Here is a 20,744-nt window from a genome sequence, read left to right as displayed (position 1 = left end):
TTTGTATAAGCCAATGAGCCTCTATGAATAGCACACTTTCTGTTAGCGAATACTTTTCTTATTTTAAAGATAAACGTTTGATTAATGTTTTTATATTTGGAATGAGCAGTGGCTTTCCGTGGGTATTAATTGGCTCAGTAATGTCGGCATGGCTTAAAGATGAAGGTTTGAGCCGCAGCATGATTGGCCTATTTGGCATTGTGTTTGGTGCCTACAGCATCAACTTTTTATGGTCACCTTTAATAGACCGCACTAAACTGCCCTTTTTATATAATTGGCTTGGTCAGCGCCGTAGTTGGATCCTGTTTTGCCAAAGCTTTATTTTGCTTGGCACATTGCTACTTGCAGGACTTGATTTGAAAGCAAACCTAGCGGTTGCCGCCGCACTTTGCTTGTTAATCGCCATAGCCTCTGCAACGCAAGATATTGCAATTGACGCCTTTCGAATAGACACCCTTAGTGAAAATGAATCTCACAAAGCCACCGCGGCGGCTGCAATGGCCACCTCAGGTTGGTGGACTGGCTATGCTTTATTAGGAGCTGTGCCTTTTTACATGGCTGATATGCCAAATATTGACTGGCCACAGGTGTATTATTTTTTATCCGCGATTTTGCTGTTATTAATTAGCTGTGTATTTTGGGCTAAAGAGCCACAATCAAATCGCGAAGCCGTACATGCCGAACTAGAACGTGTTTATCTTGAAAAACTCGCCGCAACTAAACAAACACCACTAACAAAAACGCTTGCATGGCTAGGCGTTACCCTGGTTGATCCGTTTAAAACCTTTTTTGCTAAAAATGGCGTTAAAACCGCGTTGGCGCTGCTGGCGTTTATTTTCTTATTTAAGATTGGTGAAGCATTTTTAGCGCGGATGTCGATTGTATTTTATAAAGAAGTTGGCTTTAGTAATACGCAAATAGCAAATTACTCAAAACTCGGCACGGGGTTAATCACCATTTTATTTGCCTTTTTGGGCAGTATTTTTAACCATAAATATGGCATTGTGAAAGGCTTATTTATTAGTGGCGTAGCCATGGCAGCATCTAACTTAATGTTTTCTTGGATTGCCTTAGCTGGCCCACAAGAGCACTTATATGCAATGGCAATTGTAGTTGATGGCTTTACCCAAGCTTGGTCTTTAGTGGCAATGGTTGCTTTTATATCTATGTTGTGTGACAGAGCGTTTAGCGCTACTCATTACGCACTACTAGCATCTCTGGGTAATTTAGGCCGTACGTTATTATCGAGTTACAGCGGTGTGGTTATTGATGATTGGCTAATGGGGAATTGGTCATTGTTCTTTGTATTAACTGCACTTATGGTTTTACCCTCATTAGTGTTTTTATTTCTAATTAGGCACAAACTATATTCACTAGAGCAAAATTATCATAAAAATACCTAATGCATCCCTGCACTAGTATTGGCTGTAGACGCTAATTTAACTTTACGATTAGAACCAAAAAGAAAGCGTTAGTCAGCTTTAATTAAGCTTAATGCTTCATACGGGTCGACTTCTAATGCATTACAGTAGCGAACAAACTCAATTACATCTAAACGACGTTCCTGATTTTCAATTTTGCCAATAAAAGAATGTGGCGTACCCAAGATTTGCGCTAAGCTGCGCATGGTGTAGCCTTTTTCATGGCGTTTAGTTTTAAGCCACTTTGTTAATTTTGCATTTTCTTCCGAAGATACGGTTTTACCCATCATATACAACTCCTACTCGTTGTTTAAATATACATATAGCTAAGCGCTTAAAATCGCCAACACTGTAAAACTACAACCACTCACTAAAGCGCAGTGTAAACGCTTACAATTCAACCAATAAAAAACGCTCAAATATGTATTAACACTTTATTATTGTGAAAAATGAAACCTTGCCCGTTTCACTCTTGGATACATTATATACCATTCACCGTTGATCTGAATGATTAATTAGTAATTATGCGATTAAAGTTTAACAACAAATATTTACTAAGTCTGAATAAGGTTAAATATTTTATAACTTTTTTGTTTCATTTAAATATAAGCCGTTTATTATTAACTTATTATTTGCTTAAAAAGGCTAAATCATGTTTAGACTACTTTTTTTACTGCCTATTATTTTATGCTTGGGCTGGTACTTTTTTTTGCGCCATTATGCAATTCCAATCAAACAGGGTAAAAAAGGCTTTATCTATATTTTAGTCTTCTCTGCGTTTGTGCTTGGCTTTTTTGTGTTAATGATGCAAATAACAGAATACAGCCCAACTGAGTTATGATTTTTTTGGATAACGATATTTTTATACGCTAAAACTAGCACCACAACCACATGTAGTGGTCGCATTAGGATTAGAGACAAAAAAGCGTGCCCCTTCTAATCCCTCGGTGTAATCAACTTCGCCATCAACTAAATATTGGATACTCATAGGGTCAATGACTAAGGTAACCCCGTTTTTAACAATTTCTAAATCGCCAGGATTCGCTTTTTCATCAAAAGTAAAACCGTATTGAAAACCTGAACAACCACCGCCTGTGACATAAACACGCAGTTTTAGATCTGGGTTTTCTTCTTCGTCGATTAACTGTTTAACACGCACAGCGGCTGCGTCGCTAAACTTAATGGGTAATTCTTCAGACATTTTATAACCCTCAATACCTTTATACTAATGCACCAGATTATCTAATACCTGAGTGTTTTAATCAAGTATAGTAAGCTCGCGTTTATAAGCTTTAATTAAAACAATGCGCGTTTAATCTGTTCAGTGAATCAATATACTATAAATTTAATTTAAATTAATCGGTTGTTAAAAATCTCAAGGACTTCCCTAGACTATTTTGATAAACTTGACGCCTAAAAATGCTACGGGGAAATAAAGCATGTGGCTTGAGCGACTGAGACGTCGATTAGCAAAACCAAAAACATCCGTACAATTATGCTTATTGGGCGTAAGTGCCGGACTAATTGCTGCATTTTTCATTATACTGTTTCGCCTAACCATTTTATTTTTTCAAAGTTTATTTTTAGAAACCCCTGACGACTTTACTACTCTCCCTACCCTAGAACGGGTATTAATGCCTTTAGTTGCAGCGTTATTAATAGCTACATTTGCGGCTTTCACTGGCTTTAAACATTACCGCTTGGGTATCCCCTTTGTAATACACAGAATAAAACGTCATTACGGGCAAATGCCACTTTATAATACGGTTAACCAGTTTGTAGGCGGCGCGCTTGCACTGATCAGCGGTTTTTCTGTTGGCCGCGAAGGCCCCTCAGTTCACATGGGAGCAGCGGGGGCAAGCATATTAGCAAATAAACTACACTTACCCCACAACGCTATGCGTACCCTCAGTGGTTGTGGCGTTGCCGCGGGCATTGCTGCGTCGTTCAATACCCCCCTGGCTGCGGTTATTTTTGTAATGGAAGTGGTGCTCAGAGAATACAAAGTGCATATTTTTGTGCCGATTATGCTCGCAGCCGTTACCGGCGCATTAGCAACACAGTTTGTATTTGGTGAAGGCTCAGAACTTGCGCTAATAAGCATTGCGCCTTTAAGTGGTTGGCATTACCCCTATTTAGTTTTGTGCGGCATGGGGTTGGGCGCGGTGGCTTATGCTTTTAATCAAAACTTAATGCTGATTATTAAAACCTTTAAACCACTTAGTATGTTTCCACGTTTAATAATTGCAGGGTGTATTGCCAGTTTAATTGCTTACGCAGTTCCACAAGCAATGGGCTCGGGTATGAGTGCGATAACTATTGCGGTTGAGTCACCAGAAAACATGCAACTACTCACCACTATTTTAATTGCTAAGTTATTAGCCACCTTGTTTGCTATTGGCTTAGGTATTCCTGGTGGGTTAATTGGTCCGGTTATTGGACTTGGCGTTTTAACCGGTACTTTAATGGCATTTTTTGCTCAATTTATTAGCCCCGGCACCGATATAGCCGGCACTTACGGGGTGCTGGGCATGGCAGGATTATTAGCGGCCACACTACACTCCCCCTTAGCGGCACTGACCACCGTAATGGAGCTGACCTCGTCACCGGAAATTATTGTGCCAGCGATGATCGTCATTACTACCGCCTACGTTACAGCTTTACAGGTATTTGGTAACCGCTCAATATTTTTACAGCAATTAGACTTTCAAGGGCTTCCCTATCATGTCTCTCCCGCCACTGAAGCCTTACAAAAAGTAGGAGTGATGGATGACATGGATGAAGACTTTAAACTGCTCTACTCCGACGATAAAGAGCAAATAAAAAACAGTCTAGATGCCATGGACAGCCAAACACCATTAATTGTATTTGATGAAGAAAATGGTTATCGCCTAGCTGAATATGACTTAAGTTTAATGTCTGATCAGGCGGTCAATATAAAATACATTAGCTTACAAGGTATCAGCAGCCAAGCTACTCTTGCAGATGCCTTTGAAATTTTAAATGATAAACGCAGTGGTGCACTTTATGTATATAACTTATTAGATAATCAACAAATTATGGGATTACTAAGGTGGGATCAAATCCATCATATTCTAACCATACGTAACAGTTTACTTTAACAATAATGAGAACAGTATGAGCGCATTATTAATTTACAAAACCTTGCACGTATTTTTTATGATTGCTTGGTTTGCCGGTATTTTTTACCTACCTCGACTTTTTGTTTATCACGCTATGAGTGAAGAAAAATCGTGTAACTCAATGCTAAAAGTAATGGAACGTCGGCTACTTTATTTTGTTACCCCCTTTGCTGTGCTTACCGCAGTGTTTGGCGTATTAACTATTGTTGAATACGGCCGCGAATGGTTTCGTTACAGTATGTGGCTGCATTACAAACTAGTGCTGGTAATCATTTTATATATTTATCATGGCTACTGTTTCAAATTATTAGCTGATTTTAAACACGATAGAAATACAAAAAGCGATCGGTTTTACCGAATTTTCAACGAGCTACCTGTTTTAGCGTTACTCGTTATAGTTGCTTTAGCCATAATTAAGCCAAGCTTTTAAATACAGGATTATAAATTACACTGCCAAGTCGCAAACTAAGTTTGTATAATACGCGCGATTGCGTGCTCCTTTATGGATTATCGCGCCTTTTTGAATAACTAGGAATAACCCCATGTTCAGTTTCCAAGGTGAAAATATACTCTCTGTTAATCAACTCGACCGAGACTGTATTGAACGCATATTTGCTGTGGCAAAAAAAATGGAGCCATATGCTAAAAAACAAAAGCGGACCAACGTGCTTGAAGGCGCTATTTTAGCAAATCTATTTTTTGAACCCAGCACTCGTACTCGTGTTAGTTTTGGCACTGCGTTTAACTTACTCGGTGGACTGGTTCGTGAAACCACCGGCATGCAAAGCTCTGCGCTTGCTAAGGGCGAATCACTTTATGATACCGCACGCGTTATTTCAGCGTATGCTGATGCGGTTGCTATGCGCCATCCTGACTCAGGCTCGGTAGCTGAATTTGCAACAGGTTGCAGCGTACCAGTAATAAACGGTGGTGACGGACCCAATGAGCACCCTACCCAAGCATTGCTTGATTTATTAACTATTGAGCGTGAACTTAACCGCTTCGATCAAAATATCGATGGTATGCACATTGCGCTAGTCGGCGATTTAAAATATGGCCGTACTGTTCACTCGCTATCAAAGTTATTATGCCATTACAAAGACATTAAGTTTTCGATGGTTGCCCCTAATGGCTTACAAATGCCTGACTCAATTTTATCTGCGGTTGAAAATGCCGGTCATAAAATTGAACTGGTAGATAAAATGGAAGGTAACTTAGCAGCCGATATCGTTTATCAAACACGAATCCAAGAAGAGCGTTTTCCATCACAAGAAGAAGCTAATAAGTATCGTGGTGGATTTAGAATTAGCCAGTCTATTTATAATACTCATTGCAAACCTAATTCAGTATTAATGCACCCGCTTCCTCGCGATAGCCGTTTAGAGGCAAACGAGCTTGATAACGACTTGAATGCTAACGACAATCTAGCAATATTCCGCCAAGTACAAAATGGCGTTCTTATTCGTATGGCACTGTTTGCTTTAACCCTCGGCGTAGAAAACAAAGTCGAGCAGTATGAAGTAGACGTTCCTTGGTTTAGCCGCAAACGCGATAGCTAAGCTTTTAATTTTAAAGTGATAAAACAATAGGATTTTTCATGACAATTAGCCAAGACTTATTTAAACGAGCTCAAGACTCTATTCCTGGTGGCGTAAATTCACCAGTGCGTGCATTTAATGGTGTAGGTGGTACTCCGCTGTTTATTACTAAAGCACAGGGCGCGTTTACATTTGATGCTGATGGCAACCGTTACATCGATTATGTAGGCTCTTGGGGTCCAATGATTATGGGCCACAATCACCCTGAAATAAAACAAGCAGTGCATGACGCGGTAGAAAATGGTTTAAGCTACGGTGCACCTACTGAAGCTGAAATTTTAATGGCTGAAAAAGTAAAAGAGCTAGTCCCATCTATCGAAAAAGTACGTATGGTAAGCTCAGGTACAGAAGCAACAATGAGCGCAATTCGCTTAGCCCGTGGCTTTACTGGTCGTGACAAAATCTTAAAATTTGAAGGGTGTTACCACGGCCATGCAGATTCACTGCTAGTAAAAGCCGGCTCTGGCGCATTAACTATGGGTGTACCTAACTCTCCAGGCATTCCTGAAGATTTAGCTAAGCACACACTCACCGTTTCGTTTAACAATATTGAAGAAGTAAAAGCGATTTTTGCCAAGTACGCCGATGAAATCGCGTGTATTATTGTTGAACCAGTTGCCGGTAACATGAACTGTATTCCACCAGTACCCGGCTTTTTAGAAGGTCTGCGTGAAGTATGTGATCAGTACCAATCTGTGCTTATTTTTGACGAAGTAATGACAGGTTTTCGTGTCGCCCTTGGTGGCGCTCAAGCGTATTACAACATCAAGCCAGACCTAACCTGTTTAGGTAAAGTAATTGGTGGTGGCATGCCAGTTGGCGCATTTGGTGGTAAAACAGAAATAATGGATTACATAGCCCCTGTAGGCCCTGTTTATCAAGCGGGTACACTTTCAGGTAACCCAATTGCGATGGCAGCAGGCTTAAAATCACTTGAACTACTAAGCGCTCCTGGCGTTCACGAAAAACTAGAAGCCATTAGTAAAGCGATTTGTGAAGGCTTTGAAGCCGCAGCTAAAAAAGCAGGTATTGCCTTAACGACTAACTACGCTGGCGGCATGTATGGTTTTTTCTTCACCGATGCAGAAAAAGTAACTACTTACCAACAAGCTACTGAATGTGATTTAGAGCGCTTTAAAAAGTTCTTCCACTTAATGCTTGAAGAAGGGGTTTATTTAGCGCCTTCAGCGTTTGAAGCTGGTTTTGTGTGTGCTGCGCACACAGAGCAAGAAGTTCAAGCAACGATTGAAGCGGCAGAGCGCGCTTTTGCCAAACTATAACGTTTAGCTCATAAGATCGCTTACCCATAAAAAAAGCCCTTTCGGGCTTTTTTTGTTTTTACTATTTAACGAATACATTCTGGTCTTGGTTTAAACTCACTGGCTCTAAGCGGTAGCTGAATCACTTTGCCACAGCCCGGTGGTGCTTGCTTCCCAGTTTGCTCGTTTACAAATGCCCACCTAATTGAAGGCGGACGGGTATCGGCAATTGCTTGCGGGTTTAGCGGTTTTAAATAACGAATATAGGTCTCAAGCGCGCCAACACTGCCGGTTAAGCCGGTGCTTTTATTATCGTCACGGCCTATCCATGCAACCGTCACTGTATTTTGATCAAATCCAGCAAACCAGCTGTCGCGTAATTCATTACTGGTGCCTGTTTTACCTGCCAACTGGATTGACGGAAAATGTAAGTTTAAGCGCTTAGCGGTGCCATCTTTAGTTACTCGCTTCATAGCATATTTGGTCATGTACATGGCATCTTTATCAAAGCGTTGCTCGTTAATTACTTTGTGCTTATAAAGTACTTTACCAACAGAGTCGGTTAACGCAGAAATAGACGTCAGCTCTCTGTATTCACCGTCTGCTGCAATCGTGGTATAAAGCTGTGCCACTTCAAAGCTCGACATTTCAATAGCCCCTAATAGCAGCGATGGGTATTCATTAATATAGCCTTTAGCTCCTAAGCCCCTGAGCGTGTTAGCCACTTTATCGACGCCTACATCAAGCCCTAAGTTAACTGCCGGTATATTAATACTGTGGCTAAATGCTTTATAAAGAGGCATGGCACCACGGTATTGATGATCAAAGTTTTCTGGCTGCCATACTTTTCCCTCTTCGTTGGTGACTTGAACAGGTGAATCATCAAGTAACGTCGCTAAGTTATAATGAGGAAGCTGCAGTGCACTTAAATACACTGCCGGTTTAACTAATGAGCCAATATTGCGCTTGGTATCAAGCACCCGGTTAAACCCTGAGTAACGCACATCGCGTCCAGAGACTAACGCTGATACACCGGCTTTTTCAACATTAACGGAGATCATTGCCGCTTCTAATTCTTTGGTATTTGGACGCCTTTCCAAATAAGGTAAACTGGCCTGAATCGACTCTTCCATTGCGGTTTGTTTTTGCAAGTCGAAGTAGGTAAATACGCGCACCCCTGCATCTAACACTTCTTGATCAGGTAGCAGCTGTTTCAGCTCGCGATTAACCAACTCTAAGTAACCTGGGTAAGACTTTTGCAAGCTGGCTTTCATTGGTGCAATATCAATTGCGCGCTTTAACGAGGCTCTATACTCTTTAGTAGAAATAAGTTTGTTATCGACCATTAAACGCAGCACTAGGTCACGACGCTCCATCGCACGTTCTTTGTAACGTCTAGGATTGTAATAAGATGGGCCTTTAACCATAGCCACCAGCAAGGCAATTTGGTCGTACTCGAGTTCATCAACAGGTTTGGCAAAGTAAAACTCGGCGGCCAGCCCCATTCCATGTACCCCTTGGTTGTATGACTGACCTAAGTACACTTCGTTTAAATAGGCTTCGAGAATCTGATCTTTTGAGTAACGGTAATCAAGAATAAGCGCAATAAAGGCTTCATTAATTTTACGCACTAACGAACGCTCACGGGTAAGGTAAATATTTTTAGCCAGCTGCTGGGTTAATGTGCTCCCCCCTTGCACGGTGCGCCCTGCGCGAATATTGGTATACAAAGCGCGTAAAATTGAAAATACCGATACACCGTGATGATCATAAAAATCGCGGTCTTCAACTACTAATAAGGTATTTTTAAGCATGTCAGGAAATTTATCTAATGGTACAAACTCTCTATCTTGTTTTGAGTCATTACCAATACGGGCTATTTGTACAGGCTCTAATCTGGCAGTGTTTAAGCGACGGCCAAACTTATCTTTAATACTGGCTACCTTCTCTCCAGAGAAACGCAACTCAATAACATGAGCGCTCTCTAAACCATCATAAAATTCAAAGTCACGACGAAAAATCTTAATACTATTGGCTGTTTTAATATACTGCCCAGTCCGACTTAAGCGATTAACTGGCGTGTAGTTTAAGCGCTTAAGCTCCCATAAAACCTCTTGCTCTGATAAAAACTGGCCTGGAAAAAAAGTCATTGAGCGGGCATATACTTGTGCCGGAAGTTGCCATTTATTGCCTTCAAACTGGCGAGTTATTTTTGCATCAAGGTAAATAAAATAAAGTGCAATGGCGATAAAAGTCGCCAGACTCAGTTTCCAAAAAATAGAAAACAACGTTTTAAAAAGTGGCCGTTTTGCGGTGCTTGAAGTTTTTTTAGTCGCACTTTTTCGCGCCGATGATTTAGATGACTTAGTAGCGCGCTTAGTCGAGGGTTTACTGGTCGATGTTTTCTTTTTTTCAGCCATTTAAGTGTAATATATTCCGAAGGTTAATTTAACGCGAGGAGCTTATCACATTACCTTAGCACCTGAAAAATTAACCTCCCCTGAAATCAAAAAAGCCCTAACAGAGTAGGGCTTTGATTGAACACACAATACTTTTAATTAATTACTTCTAACTGATACAAACTCTGGATAAGCATCAATACCACAATCGTGTTGATCCATACCGTTTAACTCTTCTTCTTCGGTAACACGAATACCCATAGTTTGCTTGAGGATTGCCCATACAATGAATGAAGCAATAAACACAAAACCAATAATACATAGTAGGCCAATCAACTGATTAACAATGCTGGCCTCAGCATTAGTAACAGGTACTAGCACGATACCTAGGATGCCACACACACCATGAACAGAAATAGCACCCACGGGATCATCTATCTTAGCTTTGTCCAGTGCGACAATACTAAGTATCACTAATGAGCCACCTAGTAAGCCAAATAAACACGCCATTAGTGGTGATGGTGATAATGGGTCTGCAGTAATAACCACTAAGCCTGCAAGTGCACCATTAAGTACCATGGTTAAATCGGCTTTGCCCCATAAAAGTTTACATAAGAACAAGGCTGAAATTGCCCCCATAGCTGCAGCAGCATTGGTATTAAGTAATATTTGACCTACCGCAGTTGCGTTTTCTTTATCTGAAATTAATAACTGTGATCCACCGTTAAAGCCAAACCAACCCATCCATAAAATAAATGTACCCAATGTAGCAAGTGGTAAGTTTGAACCTGGAATTGGGTAAATTTCACCATTTTTACCATATTTACCTTTACGTGCTCCCAGTAGAATTACACCCGCAAGCGCTGCAGCTGCACCGGTTGCATGGACAATGGCAGAGCCTGCAAAATCAACAAAGCCTAATTCAGATAAGAAGCCGCCACCCCATGTCCAGTAACCTTCAATTGGGTAAATTAATCCTGTTAGTACTACAGTAAACACTAAGAAAGCCCATAACTTCATACGCTCCGCTACGGCGCCAGATACAATAGACATGGCCGTTGCAACAAACACTACTTGGAAGAAAAAGTCAGATTCTAGTGAATGATTAGCATCTGCCGCTTGGCTACCTATTAGCCCACCAAACGAAGGAATAACGCCGCCTTCAACATTATCTACGTACATAATGTTGTAGCCTATCAACAAAAACATAGTACACGCGATAGAATAAAGCGCGATATTTTTAGTTAGAATTTCTGTGGTATTTTTAGAGCGCACTAAACCCGCTTCTAACATTGCAAAACCGGCTGCCATCCACATGACTAAGATGCCAGACATTAAAAAGTAAAACGTATCGAGCGAAAACTTCAGCTCTATAATTGTATTTTCCATGTTGCCCCCTTAAATTGCATCATCATCAAGCTCGCCAGTACGAATACGGACGATTTGGTCTAGGTCGTAAACAAAAATTTTGCCGTCACCAATTTTGCCCGTTCCAGCGACTTTGGTAATGGTTTCTACAACGCGTTGGCAATTTTCACTACGAGTAGCAATTTCAAGTTTAATTTTAGGTATAAAGTCAACCTGATATTCAGCACCACGGTATAACTCAGTATGCCCTCTTTGACGTCCAAATCCCTTAACGTCAACCACTGTCATTCCTTCGATGCCTAAATCAGCGAGTGCTTCACGCACATCATCTAGTTTGAATGGCTTTATTATTGCACTGATCATTTTCACAAAGGCCCCCTTAGGACGCTAGCTTGTTATTGTATTTCCTCTATACAATCCAACCTTTGTGCCATTTTTAAATTAATAATAAAAACATAAACTTAAAAAAATAAATAATATATAAAACAAAAAAGCGCACCATTTAGGTGCGCTTTTTTTATGCAAAATGCAGGATTGGTGCGATATCAATGAAATACAAAGAAGGCGTTTAAAAAAAGTCTAACTATTAAACAAAGTTTATTCTTAACAGAGGTGGTTACTCGCTAACTCAACGATTATTATCGGCAGCTAGTCTCAATACTTTTGTTTTTTACTCAAATATCGCTATAACTGCAGTACATAAAATAAAAAGGGTCACTTATGAAATTTAGTCGAATTCTATTTTTACCCATTGCCGCTATTGCGCTCACCCTAAGTAGCGCCTCGTTTGCCGATAATCAACGTCGTATTGATATTGACAGTAAAGTGGTTACCCAGCACAAAGCAAAAATAAATAATGAACGATTTTCTTACACAGTAGCAACTGGCACACAACCGGTATGGGATGACAAGGGAGACGCCATCGCAACCCTTCAATACACTTACTACACGCGCGATAAGGTCGATGATAGAACAAAGCGCCCATTACTTATTTCATTTAATGGTGGCCCAGGCTCAGCGTCAGTTTGGATGCATTTAGCATACACCGGCCCACGCGTTTTAAAAATTGACGACGAAGGCTACCCTATTCAACCTTACGGTGTTAAAGATAACCCTTATTCGGTTTTAGACGTAGCCGACATCGTTTACGTAAACCCTGTAAACACGGGTTATTCGCGTGTTGTTGAAGATAAAGATAGTAACCTTCTACCAAAGGATAAACAAAAAGAGTTATTTTTTGGTGTGAATGCCGATATAAAATACCTAGCAGAATGGCTTAATACTTTTGTATCTCGAAATGAACGCTGGCGCTCTCCAAAATTTTTAATTGGTGAAAGCTATGGTACAACGCGTGTATCAGGCTTAGCGCATGAGCTACAAAATAGTCAGTGGATGTACATTAACGGTGTTGTACTCGTTTCACCTACCGATATTGGCATTAAGCGCGATGGCCCTGTAAAAGCCGCTAATCGCCTACCTTACTTTGCAGCTACAGCGTGGTATCACAAAGCACTAAACGCCGATTTACAAGCAAAAGACTTAGACGAGCTATTACCAGAAGTTGAACAATTTACTGTTGATGAGCTTATTCCAGCGCTTGCAAAAGGCGGGTTTATTGCCCCAGATGAAAAACGTCGTATTATTAAAAAAATGGCCGAATATTCAGGTCTATCTGAAACATTTGTTAGCCAAAATAACTTAGACATCCCGACACAATTTTTTTGGAAAGAGCTATTACGTGAACGCGGAAAAATGGTTGGTCGTCTGGATTCTCGTTATTTAGGAATTGATAAACGCGATGCCGGTGAATCACCAGATTACTGGGCAGAGCTTACATCGTGGCTGCACTCTTTTACCCCTGCAATTAACTACTACCTGCGTGAAGAGCTTAATTACAAAACCGATATCAAATATAACTTATTTGGTAACGTTCACCCATGGGATAGAAGCGGAAACAATACAGGTGAAAACTTGCGTTTAGCTATGGCTCAAAATCCGTATTTAAATGTGATGGTTCAAGCTGGCTATTTTGATGGCGCAACAAACTACTTTGATGCTAAATACACAATGTGGCAACTAGATCCAAGTGGCAAAATGCAAAATAGATTAAGCTTTAAAGGCTACCGTAGTGGTCATATGATGTACCTACGTCATGCAGATTTAGAAAGCTCTAACAACGATTTACGCGAGTTTATAAAACAGTCTATACCTAAAGACGGTCAATCCGCTAAATACTAATGATTATGCGCTTATAACAATTAAAAAAGTGACCACTCAGGTCACTTTTTTTGTATATAACTGAGGTCATTAGCTATGCGTGCAATTACCGGTGCGAATGACGGTTGGCTTTGCTGTGTACTGCTTTGTCGTGAGTATTTCAGCTAGATTTTACACATTTGTAACAAAACACAAAAGCGATAGAATAATGCACTTTTGCAACAAGTTAAGCGTGCAAAAGTGCTTAGCCATCAAAGCCAATACGGTTCTGTATCAAATGAAGCGTGTCGACTTTGCTCCATGGCACTGACTAAAAAGTCAGACTTTTGTTCCAACCATAGTTGTATTTTTGCTAGTTGAGCATCTTCTTGCCCGCCACACAGCTGTTTTAAATAATCAAGCGTGCTTAGCTCATACATGCCATGAGAAATATCGAGCCAAGGAAGCCTAAATTCTAATCGTTCATCTTTATTAAACAGTGCACCTAAACAGTTACCACTGAGTAAGCTATTTTCTAACTGAGTACGAAAATTTAAATAATCATTGCCCGCTAAACTTTGCTCTTTAGGCAATAAGCGGTGTAAATTTTTCCAATCTTTATCAAATAAACGATGAGCAATATCAATAACGGGCTGCTCAGCGTTTTGTAGCTCTGCTTGGCTCCAGTCTTTACGCCACTGCTTATTTATCAGCCACGTTGTTAAGCTCAGCAATAAACGGTTGTAACGCGCACTATGAAAAAGCGCAAAAATATCATCAATACTCGGTTGTAACTCTTTTAAATCGTTAATAACTTGAGCTAAGGCGGGCGCACTGTTTATTTTTTTATAAAAAGCATGGCGCTTAGAAGTGTAAGTTTTTAACTGAATGGCATTTTCAACCCATGCTAATTCACTCAATAACCACTTTAACTCCGTTCTGAGGTGCTCGGTGCTGTCTTTACTGACAATATCATCAAATAACCAAAAGTTATGACGAATTAAACTAATACCGTCGGTCACACGTTTTAATGTTTTTAAACTTGGCTTATCAAAATAGCATTGCTCATGTTTTTGCACAAAGCGAATACCAAAGCCCATGGCTTCAATAAGTGCTTGCTCTTGAGTGGCTTGCTTAGTAAGTTTAACAAAACCGATAGATTTATTCGGTTGTAACGGTGTGTTATCCGCTAGGCGGTAGCCTCTTGCTGCTTTTGAATAAAGCCCCAAGCGCACACTGTTTTGGCTTATTAATTTATCTGCTAAAGCAAATAGCTCGTCTCGGCTACCTTCGACGAGCTCTATTTCAAGCTCGCTAATAATCTCCACTTTACCCGAGGCGGCCACTTCACCTTTATCTAATACCACTTCAATTTTGGCACCATTTTGCGTTTCAATTAACCACGTACGGCGGATAAAATTAGTACTAAATATAGGGTAGAGGTTTTGTGATATAACATCAATTTGCATGCCGTGTGGCCAAATTGATGAATCAAACGCCATTAAATTAGGTCGATTTGTTTCTATGGGAAGGTTATATTCTGGACGTTGATGTAATCCCCCCACCACGTCTCCTGCAAGCTTAATTGTTTGCTCACAGCGCTCGTCTGTACAACGCGTTCTAAAACCAATATCGAGTGCTCTCAGCTCTCTGCTTGGCGTATCATAATAAGCATTTTGCAAACTTTTAGAAGGCTTGTTTGTGACTGTTTTTGCAAATTGAGTAATTAACGAGGGGATCAGTGGAATGACGTCATCTGATACCAAAAACTTCAGTTCTATCTCAGTATCCATTAGGCTTGCGGATTACCCTTAAAATTAATAAGTGCTCAAAATAAACAAAGCAGACCTATATTGCAAATTTTTTAATCATAAACACGCAAGCAAAATACTTTGGTTACAATATCTATCTTGCTATTAAACTATTAAATCCATACTATCTATATACTTATGCGAAATAAAAATCACGTTCACAACGGACACTGCTAGATTAACAAGGTAGATAAATGCTAAAACACTGTTTATTATGGCTGCTTTTAACAGCCGCCCCGTTTATGAGCCAAGCAGAAGAAGCTCAATCAACGCCGCCTACTAATGCTAAAACAGCTTATATAATCGATAACTTGTATACTTTTATGCGTTCAGGCGCCAGTAAAGACTACCGCTTACTCGGTTCTATAGATGCAGGCACGCAACTGACTTTATTATCTGATGAACAAAACGGTTTTATAAAAGTTAAAGATGATAAAGACCGTGAAGGCTGGGTAGAGGCTAAGTTCATCAGCGAATCAGCTGGTTTAAAGCAGCAGTATCAAGCGCTTAACAGCGAAATTAGCGCTATGCAAAATAAATTACGCCAAGCGCAAGTAGAATTACCTGAACTACAAGAACAAAACTCACAGCTAACCGAACAAAATGCTCAGCTGTTAGCACAAATAAGTCAATTACAAGACTCGCTTGCTCAAGAACAACAATTAAAGCAAGCAACCAGTGCTAAAGAAAAGCGTCAGCTACTCACTTATGGCGGTGCTATTGCATTTTTAGGTTTGTTCTTAGGAATTATTTTAACCATCGTGTTATCGCGCAGAAAACGCTATGAAGGTTGGGCGTAAGCTTAACTTAATACAGCAGGCATAAAAAAAGCATCATATGATGCTTTTTTTATGCCTGCAATTTTTTATACCTGCGATAATGTACTCAAAGGTTACATATCTAAACGCAGTCCAGGATCCTGTTTTATTTTTTCTATTACCATGTAAGTGTGGTGTGTGCCCACTCCCGGAATATCAACCAAATCACCTAATACTTCTCTGTATTCGTCCATATTAGAGACACGAATTTTTAATAAATAGTCGTAACCACCCGCCACCATATCACATTCAACAACCTGCTTAATTTTAAGAATGTGTTCGCGAAACACTTTAAATACCGCTGTATTTGAGGTGACTAACGATACCTGCACATGCGCCACTAAGCTTTGATTGAGCTTTTCCTCGCTTAACTTTGCAAAATATCCCTCAATGTAGCCTTCTTGCTCCAGACGTTTAACTCTATCTAAACAAGGACTAGGACTTAAATTCACTTGTTTTGCGAGGTTAACATTTGAAATTCTACCATTGCGCTGCAAAACGTCTAAAATTGATATATCGATACGATCAAGCAGGCGTAATCTATTCGGATTAGTCATATCAGTATTTTATATGGATAAGTTAATAATATGCCCTGTAAATTATCGTAAAACGGCAAAATTAACCAGCATATTCTGCTGGATTTTAATTAGAATGCACGCTTTACACCAACAACATTTAGCGGTAATTAACAATTATCCTAAGTCTTAACACTCCTGAGGGTTGCTTATGTTATTCAATGGCGATTTAACAACGACTTGTCCGATCAGACAAAAGATCCGTGACTTCTACCGTATAGATGAAAATGCGGTTATTGATCACATTTTACCACTTGCAGAAGTCGGTGTTAAAGCACGAAGCCGTGCATGGGAAAGAGCTCGCCAAATAGTTTTAAACATTCGTAAAGACCAAGACGGTCAAAGCGGTGTTGATGCGCTATTAAATGAATTTTCACTATCGAGTGAAGAGGGTGTGGTATTAATGTGTTTAGCCGAAGCGCTGCTTCGTGTTCCTGATAAAGCAACTCAAGAAACATTAATACGTGATAAATTAGCAAACGGCGATTGGAGCTCTCACTTAGGTAGTAGTGACTCTTTATTCGTTAATGCCTCGTCTTGGGGATTATTAGTAACCGGTAAAATGGTTAACTATAACGATAAGACTAAAGAGCAACAGTTTGGCATACTCAAAAAAACCATTGGTCGTTTAGGCGAGCCAGTTATACGTAAGTCTGTTAACTTTGCTATGAAGATAATGGGCAAACAGTTCGTAATGGGTCGTACCATTAACGAAGCGATTGAGCGTGCTGCTGAAAAAGAACAAAAAGGCTATGTATATTCTTACGATATGCTAGGCGAAGGTGCTCGCACAATGAAAGACGCCAAGCGTTACTTTGATAGCTACATGAATGCGATTCATGCTATCGGTAAAGCCGCAAATGGCCGTGGTCCAATAAAAAGCCCAGGTATTTCTGTAAAGTTATCGGCTATTCACCCTAGATATGAGTTCACTCATAGAGAGCGTGTAATGGAAGAAATCGTTCCAAAACTAAAAGAACTAGCCCTTGCCGCTAAAAAATACGATATCGGCTTTACTGTTGATGCTGAAGAAGCTGACCGTTTAGATATTTCTCTTGATGTTATTGAGGCAGTATTTAGCGATGACGATTTAGGCGATTGGCAAGGTTTTGGTTTAGCGGTTCAGGCTTATCAAAAACGCGCTATTTTTGTTATTGAATGGCTAACCGACCTAGCAACCCGTGTGGGTCGAAAAATGATGGTGCGTTTAGTAAAAGGCGCATACTGGGATACAGAAATCAAAACCACACAACAAGATGGTTTAGATTACTTCCCGGTGTTTACCCGTAAAGCAACCACGGATGTATCATATAAAGCGTGTGCGATTAAAATGCTTGAAGCACGTGATGTACTTTACCCGCAATTTGCAACACACAACGCCTACACCGCAGCGACTATTTTAGAAGTGGCCAAAGGTGATAACCAAGGTTTTGAATTCCAACGTCTTCACGGTATGGGTGAATCTTTATTTGACCAAATCGTTGATGAAGAAAAAATTCAGTGCCGCGTATACGCACCGGTCGGCCAACACGAAGACCTACTTGCTTACCTTGTGCGTCGTTTACTAGAAAACGGCGCTAACTCGTCATTTGTAAATGCCATTGTAGATACCACACAACCGGTTGAAGCATTATTGCCAGATCCTGTTGAAACACTGCAAGGTTTACGTAATAAATACAACACACAGATAAAAATGCCAATTGATTTATACGGTGAAGAACGTGCCAATTCAAAAGGTATGGACTTAACTGATATTAACGTGATCACCCCGTTTAAAGAAAATTTAGACACTTGGTTTGAAGAACATTTAATTGATGAAAGCCAAGTACCACAGGGCGCGCTGGCAGTTAAAAACCCTGCAAACCATAAAGAAATTATTGGCCATATAAAATTACAAAATAGCGATGAAATGAAAGTGTTGCTAGCCAACGCTGAAACCGCATTTGAATCATGGTCACAAACACCGGTAAGAGAGCGCGCCAATTTATTACGTCGCGTTGCTGATATTTTAGAGCGCCATCACGATGAGCTTGTTGCTATCTGTATTAAAGAAGCAGGTAAAGTAGCACAAGATGGTATTGATGAAGTACGTGAAGCAGTTGATTTTTGTCGTTACTACGCAGCCCGTGCTGAAGAGCTTGCGCAAGATGAGCGCTTTGAAGCCCGTGGAGTCATTTTATGTATTAGCCCATGGAACTTCCCGCTCGCTATTTTCTTGGGTCAAGTTGCAGCGGCCATTGTTACTGGTAACACGGTTATTGCAAAACCAGCAGAGCAAACCAGCTTAATCGCACTACGTGCTATTGAATTAATGCTATCAGTTGGTTTACCTGAGCACGTTGTACAACCTGTCATTGCTCGCGGTAGCGAAGTAGGTAAAACCATTGTTCCTGATGAGCGTATTCAAGCTGTTATGTTTACAGGTTCAACTGAAACGGGCACGCTTATCTCGCAAACATTAGCGGCACGTAACGATATTCAGGTGCCTTTAATTGCAGAGACTGGCGGCCAAAACTGTATGATTGTTGACTCAACAGCGCTTCCTGAGCAAGTTGTTGATGATGTTATCAGTTCTGGTTTCCAAAGTGCGGGTCAACGTTGTTCAGCATTACGCGTACTCTTTATTCAAGAAGACGTAGCTGATGGCATTATCGATATGCTTAAAGGCGCACTTGCTGAGTTGCATATTGGCGACCCATCATTACTCTCTACAGACGTAGGCCCAGTAATAGATGAAAAAGCGCTTAAAACACTCAACGACCATGTTGAATACCTCAAGGGTAATGCAACACTTCACTATGAGTGTAAAATTCCTGATAACAGCGAAAATGGCGCATTTTTCTTTGCACCACGTTTATACGAAATTAAAGACTTATCGGTATTGAAACGTGAAGTATTTGGCCCGTGTGTGCATGTTATCCGCTTTAAATCGAGTGAGCTTGATAGTGTTGTCGACCAAATCAACAACACGGGTTACGGCTTAACAATGGGTATTCATTCTCGCATTGAAGAACGTTGTGAACATTTAGCGAAAATGTCGCGTGCAGGTAACGTATACATCAACCGTAATATGATTGGTGCCATTGTTGGCGTGCAACCGTTTGGTGGCCGTGGACTCTCTGGTACTGGCCCTAAAGCCGGTGGACCAAACTACCTACAACGCCTAATAAAAGAAAAAGCATCACCAGATAACGTACAAATGACTAACCTAACGCCAGATGAGCTTGATTTACACCACTACAGTGGCGCAAATGAGCAAGTAGAAAAGCTGATGGTTAACTCTATGCGCGATGAAAAAATCTGGCGTGCAACGCCACTGAATGATCGTGTTTCTGCGGTACGTCAGTTATTAGCGAAAGTAGCGACGGTTGAAATTATTGACGACCTCGCGGACGATTTAGCGTTAACACTTGCCGATGCTCGCGCTCAGTTAAACCGCTTAGAAAAGCACATGCGTAAATATACAACATTGCCAGGGCCAACAGGTGAGTCGAATACACTTCACCTTGAAGCTCGGGGTTGTGTGGTTTGTTACGCAGATAAAAGCACCTCATTTAACTTTTGGGCACTGTCTATTATTACCGCACTAGCGGCTGGTAATACGGTAATTACTGTTGCATCTGAAATATTTTACGACGAAGCGGTTGCCTTTAGAGATAAGTTTATTGCAACCGGCGTTGCTGAAGGTGTTTTCCAAGTAGCTAAACCAAACCAGTTACAAGCTATATTGGCACACCCTCACCTAGCGGGTGCGGTAGTTGCTGCACGTTCTTCTCGCTTAGGCTACTTCAGCCAACAGCTTGCACAACGTAAAGGCGCAATACTGCCAGTGATCAGCTCAGAGTATTACGACACGCTAATTAAGCGCTTAATTACTGAAAAAACAATCAGTATCGATACAACGGCATCAGGCGGTAACACCTCGTTGATGACGCTTGTTGAAGATGATGAATAGAAAATAGTCATCATTTAATTAAAAAGGCATCAATTTGATGCCTTTTTTTATTTCTAAATGTGAATTTATTTGTTACTTTCTCTAATCATATTTGTTAATTAACCTGAGCTGCACATAAGAAATGGAACTAAATGCCCTTGCGGTGATCAGATCTTTCGACCAAGAAACATAAGATTACCGAGGCAAGGGCATGAATAACTT

Annotated in this window: 16 protein-coding genes; 9 read left to right on the top strand and 7 right to left on the bottom strand. The window is 40.5% G+C overall.

Annotated features, from left to right (window positions below):
- Positions 1 to 23: 23 nt before the first annotated feature.
- Positions 24 to 1,403 (top strand): AmpG family muropeptide MFS transporter, encoded by a 1,380-nt coding sequence (locus CWC30_RS01690; RefSeq protein WP_138626254.1) that lies wholly within the window; start codon positions 24 to 26, stop codon positions 1,401 to 1,403.
- A 68-nt stretch (positions 1,404 to 1,471) separates the two neighbouring features.
- Here CWC30_RS01690 and CWC30_RS01685 read toward each other — a convergent pair whose 3' ends face one another.
- Positions 1,472 to 1,711 (bottom strand): helix-turn-helix domain-containing protein, encoded by a 240-nt coding sequence (locus CWC30_RS01685; RefSeq protein WP_008111877.1) that lies wholly within the window; start codon positions 1,709 to 1,711, stop codon positions 1,472 to 1,474.
- A gap of 362 nt (positions 1,712 to 2,073) precedes the next feature.
- Between CWC30_RS01685 and CWC30_RS01680 the strand changes: the two genes are divergently transcribed.
- Positions 2,074 to 2,262, top strand: a complete 189-nt coding sequence (locus CWC30_RS01680; RefSeq protein ID WP_036979680.1) for a hypothetical protein — start codon at positions 2,074 to 2,076, stop codon at positions 2,260 to 2,262.
- A gap of 21 nt (positions 2,263 to 2,283) precedes the next feature.
- Here CWC30_RS01680 and erpA read toward each other — a convergent pair whose 3' ends face one another.
- The gene (erpA, locus tag CWC30_RS01675; protein WP_002958911.1) at positions 2,284 to 2,622 is read right to left on the bottom strand and encodes an iron-sulfur cluster insertion protein ErpA; all 339 of its coding nucleotides are present in this window, start codon (positions 2,620 to 2,622) and stop codon (positions 2,284 to 2,286) included.
- 238 nt (positions 2,623 to 2,860) lie between these two features.
- On the opposite strand from erpA, the gene CWC30_RS01670 reads away from it, so the two are divergent.
- From CWC30_RS01670 to hemL, 4 genes are all read left to right on the top strand, one after another.
- The gene (locus CWC30_RS01670) at positions 2,861 to 4,543 is read left to right on the top strand and encodes a chloride channel protein (protein ID WP_138626253.1); all 1,683 of its coding nucleotides are present in this window, start codon (positions 2,861 to 2,863) and stop codon (positions 4,541 to 4,543) included.
- A gap of 16 nt (positions 4,544 to 4,559) precedes the next feature.
- The gene (locus CWC30_RS01665; RefSeq protein WP_010391077.1) at positions 4,560 to 4,994 is read left to right on the top strand and encodes a CopD family protein; all 435 of its coding nucleotides are present in this window, start codon (positions 4,560 to 4,562) and stop codon (positions 4,992 to 4,994) included.
- A gap of 112 nt (positions 4,995 to 5,106) precedes the next feature.
- Positions 5,107 to 6,123: an aspartate carbamoyltransferase gene (locus CWC30_RS01660; protein WP_138626252.1), complete on the top strand. Its 1,017-nt coding sequence runs from the start codon at positions 5,107 to 5,109 to the stop codon at positions 6,121 to 6,123.
- A gap of 38 nt (positions 6,124 to 6,161) precedes the next feature.
- Positions 6,162 to 7,442: a glutamate-1-semialdehyde 2,1-aminomutase gene (hemL, locus tag CWC30_RS01655; protein WP_069440337.1), complete on the top strand. Its 1,281-nt coding sequence runs from the start codon at positions 6,162 to 6,164 to the stop codon at positions 7,440 to 7,442.
- A 65-nt stretch (positions 7,443 to 7,507) separates the two neighbouring features.
- Here hemL and mrcB read toward each other — a convergent pair whose 3' ends face one another.
- The 3 genes from mrcB to CWC30_RS01640 all read right to left on the bottom strand — a co-directional run bounded on the left by mrcB (position 7,508) and on the right by CWC30_RS01640 (position 11,557).
- Positions 7,508 to 9,841: a penicillin-binding protein 1B gene (gene mrcB, locus CWC30_RS01650; RefSeq protein WP_138626251.1), complete on the bottom strand. Its 2,334-nt coding sequence runs from the start codon at positions 9,839 to 9,841 to the stop codon at positions 7,508 to 7,510.
- 138 nt (positions 9,842 to 9,979) lie between these two features.
- The gene (locus CWC30_RS01645; RefSeq protein ID WP_016899363.1) at positions 9,980 to 11,209 is read right to left on the bottom strand and encodes an ammonium transporter AmtB; all 1,230 of its coding nucleotides are present in this window, start codon (positions 11,207 to 11,209) and stop codon (positions 9,980 to 9,982) included.
- Between the two features lie 9 nt (positions 11,210 to 11,218).
- The gene (locus tag CWC30_RS01640) at positions 11,219 to 11,557 is read right to left on the bottom strand and encodes a P-II family nitrogen regulator (RefSeq protein ID WP_010391070.1); all 339 of its coding nucleotides are present in this window, start codon (positions 11,555 to 11,557) and stop codon (positions 11,219 to 11,221) included.
- Positions 11,558 to 11,908: 351 nt separating this feature from the next.
- Between CWC30_RS01640 and CWC30_RS01635 the strand changes: the two genes are divergently transcribed.
- On the top strand, positions 11,909 to 13,426 hold the full coding sequence (locus CWC30_RS01635) for a S10 family peptidase (RefSeq protein ID WP_138626250.1): 1,518 nt from the start codon (positions 11,909 to 11,911) through the stop codon (positions 13,424 to 13,426).
- Between the two features lie 230 nt (positions 13,427 to 13,656).
- Here the strand turns inward: CWC30_RS01635 and CWC30_RS01630 are convergent, their stop codons facing one another.
- Complete coding sequence (locus CWC30_RS01630) at positions 13,657 to 15,177, bottom strand: CYTH and CHAD domain-containing protein (RefSeq protein WP_138626249.1); 1,521 nt, start codon at positions 15,175 to 15,177, stop codon at positions 13,657 to 13,659.
- Positions 15,178 to 15,389: 212 nt separating this feature from the next.
- Here CWC30_RS01630 and CWC30_RS01625 point away from each other — a divergent pair, with 212 nt between their 5' ends.
- Positions 15,390 to 15,995: a TIGR04211 family SH3 domain-containing protein gene (locus tag CWC30_RS01625; RefSeq protein WP_013464329.1), complete on the top strand. Its 606-nt coding sequence runs from the start codon at positions 15,390 to 15,392 to the stop codon at positions 15,993 to 15,995.
- A 92-nt stretch (positions 15,996 to 16,087) separates the two neighbouring features.
- On the opposite strand, the gene CWC30_RS01620 is transcribed toward CWC30_RS01625, so the two are convergent.
- Entirely contained in the window at positions 16,088 to 16,570 is a 483-nt protein-coding gene (locus CWC30_RS01620) for a winged helix-turn-helix transcriptional regulator (protein ID WP_016899359.1), read from the bottom strand.
- Positions 16,571 to 16,739: 169 nt separating this feature from the next.
- Between CWC30_RS01620 and putA the strand changes: the two genes are divergently transcribed.
- On the top strand, positions 16,740 to 20,543 hold the full coding sequence (gene putA, locus CWC30_RS01615) for a bifunctional proline dehydrogenase/L-glutamate gamma-semialdehyde dehydrogenase PutA (RefSeq protein WP_138626248.1): 3,804 nt from the start codon (positions 16,740 to 16,742) through the stop codon (positions 20,541 to 20,543).
- The last annotated feature ends 201 nt before the right edge of the window (positions 20,544 to 20,744 follow it).

Origin of the sequence: Pseudoalteromonas sp. S4741 (assembly GCF_005886135.1) — a bacterium.
GTDB classification, from domain to species: Bacteria; Pseudomonadota; Gammaproteobacteria; order Enterobacterales; family Alteromonadaceae; genus Pseudoalteromonas; species Pseudoalteromonas tetraodonis.
This window is presented reverse-complemented; position numbering and strand designations above follow the sequence as displayed.

What these genes read in the sequence shown, in the direction of transcription:
- CWC30_RS01690 (WP_138626254.1), top strand. Translation starts at nt 24, where the DNA reads ATGAATAGCACACTTTCTGTTAGCGAATACTTTTCTTATTTTAAAGAT.
- CWC30_RS01685 (WP_008111877.1), bottom strand. Translation starts at nt 1,711, where the DNA reads ATGATGGGTAAAACCGTATCTTCGGAAGAAAATGCAAAATTAACAAAG.
- CWC30_RS01680 (WP_036979680.1), top strand. Translation starts at nt 2,074, where the DNA reads ATGTTTAGACTACTTTTTTTACTGCCTATTATTTTATGCTTGGGCTGG.
- erpA (WP_002958911.1), bottom strand. Translation starts at nt 2,622, where the DNA reads ATGTCTGAAGAATTACCCATTAAGTTTAGCGACGCAGCCGCTGTGCGT.
- CWC30_RS01670 (WP_138626253.1), top strand. Translation starts at nt 2,861, where the DNA reads ATGTGGCTTGAGCGACTGAGACGTCGATTAGCAAAACCAAAAACATCC.
- CWC30_RS01665 (WP_010391077.1), top strand. Translation starts at nt 4,560, where the DNA reads ATGAGCGCATTATTAATTTACAAAACCTTGCACGTATTTTTTATGATT.
- CWC30_RS01660 (WP_138626252.1), top strand. Translation starts at nt 5,107, where the DNA reads ATGTTCAGTTTCCAAGGTGAAAATATACTCTCTGTTAATCAACTCGAC.
- hemL (WP_069440337.1), top strand. Translation starts at nt 6,162, where the DNA reads ATGACAATTAGCCAAGACTTATTTAAACGAGCTCAAGACTCTATTCCT.
- mrcB (WP_138626251.1), bottom strand. Translation starts at nt 9,841, where the DNA reads ATGGCTGAAAAAAAGAAAACATCGACCAGTAAACCCTCGACTAAGCGC.
- CWC30_RS01645 (WP_016899363.1), bottom strand. Translation starts at nt 11,209, where the DNA reads ATGGAAAATACAATTATAGAGCTGAAGTTTTCGCTCGATACGTTTTAC.
- CWC30_RS01635 (WP_138626250.1), top strand. Translation starts at nt 11,909, where the DNA reads ATGAAATTTAGTCGAATTCTATTTTTACCCATTGCCGCTATTGCGCTC.
- CWC30_RS01630 (WP_138626249.1), bottom strand. Translation starts at nt 15,177, where the DNA reads ATGGATACTGAGATAGAACTGAAGTTTTTGGTATCAGATGACGTCATT.
- CWC30_RS01625 (WP_013464329.1), top strand. Translation starts at nt 15,390, where the DNA reads ATGCTAAAACACTGTTTATTATGGCTGCTTTTAACAGCCGCCCCGTTT.
- CWC30_RS01620 (WP_016899359.1), bottom strand. Translation starts at nt 16,570, where the DNA reads ATGACTAATCCGAATAGATTACGCCTGCTTGATCGTATCGATATATCA.
- putA (WP_138626248.1), top strand. Translation starts at nt 16,740, where the DNA reads ATGTTATTCAATGGCGATTTAACAACGACTTGTCCGATCAGACAAAAG.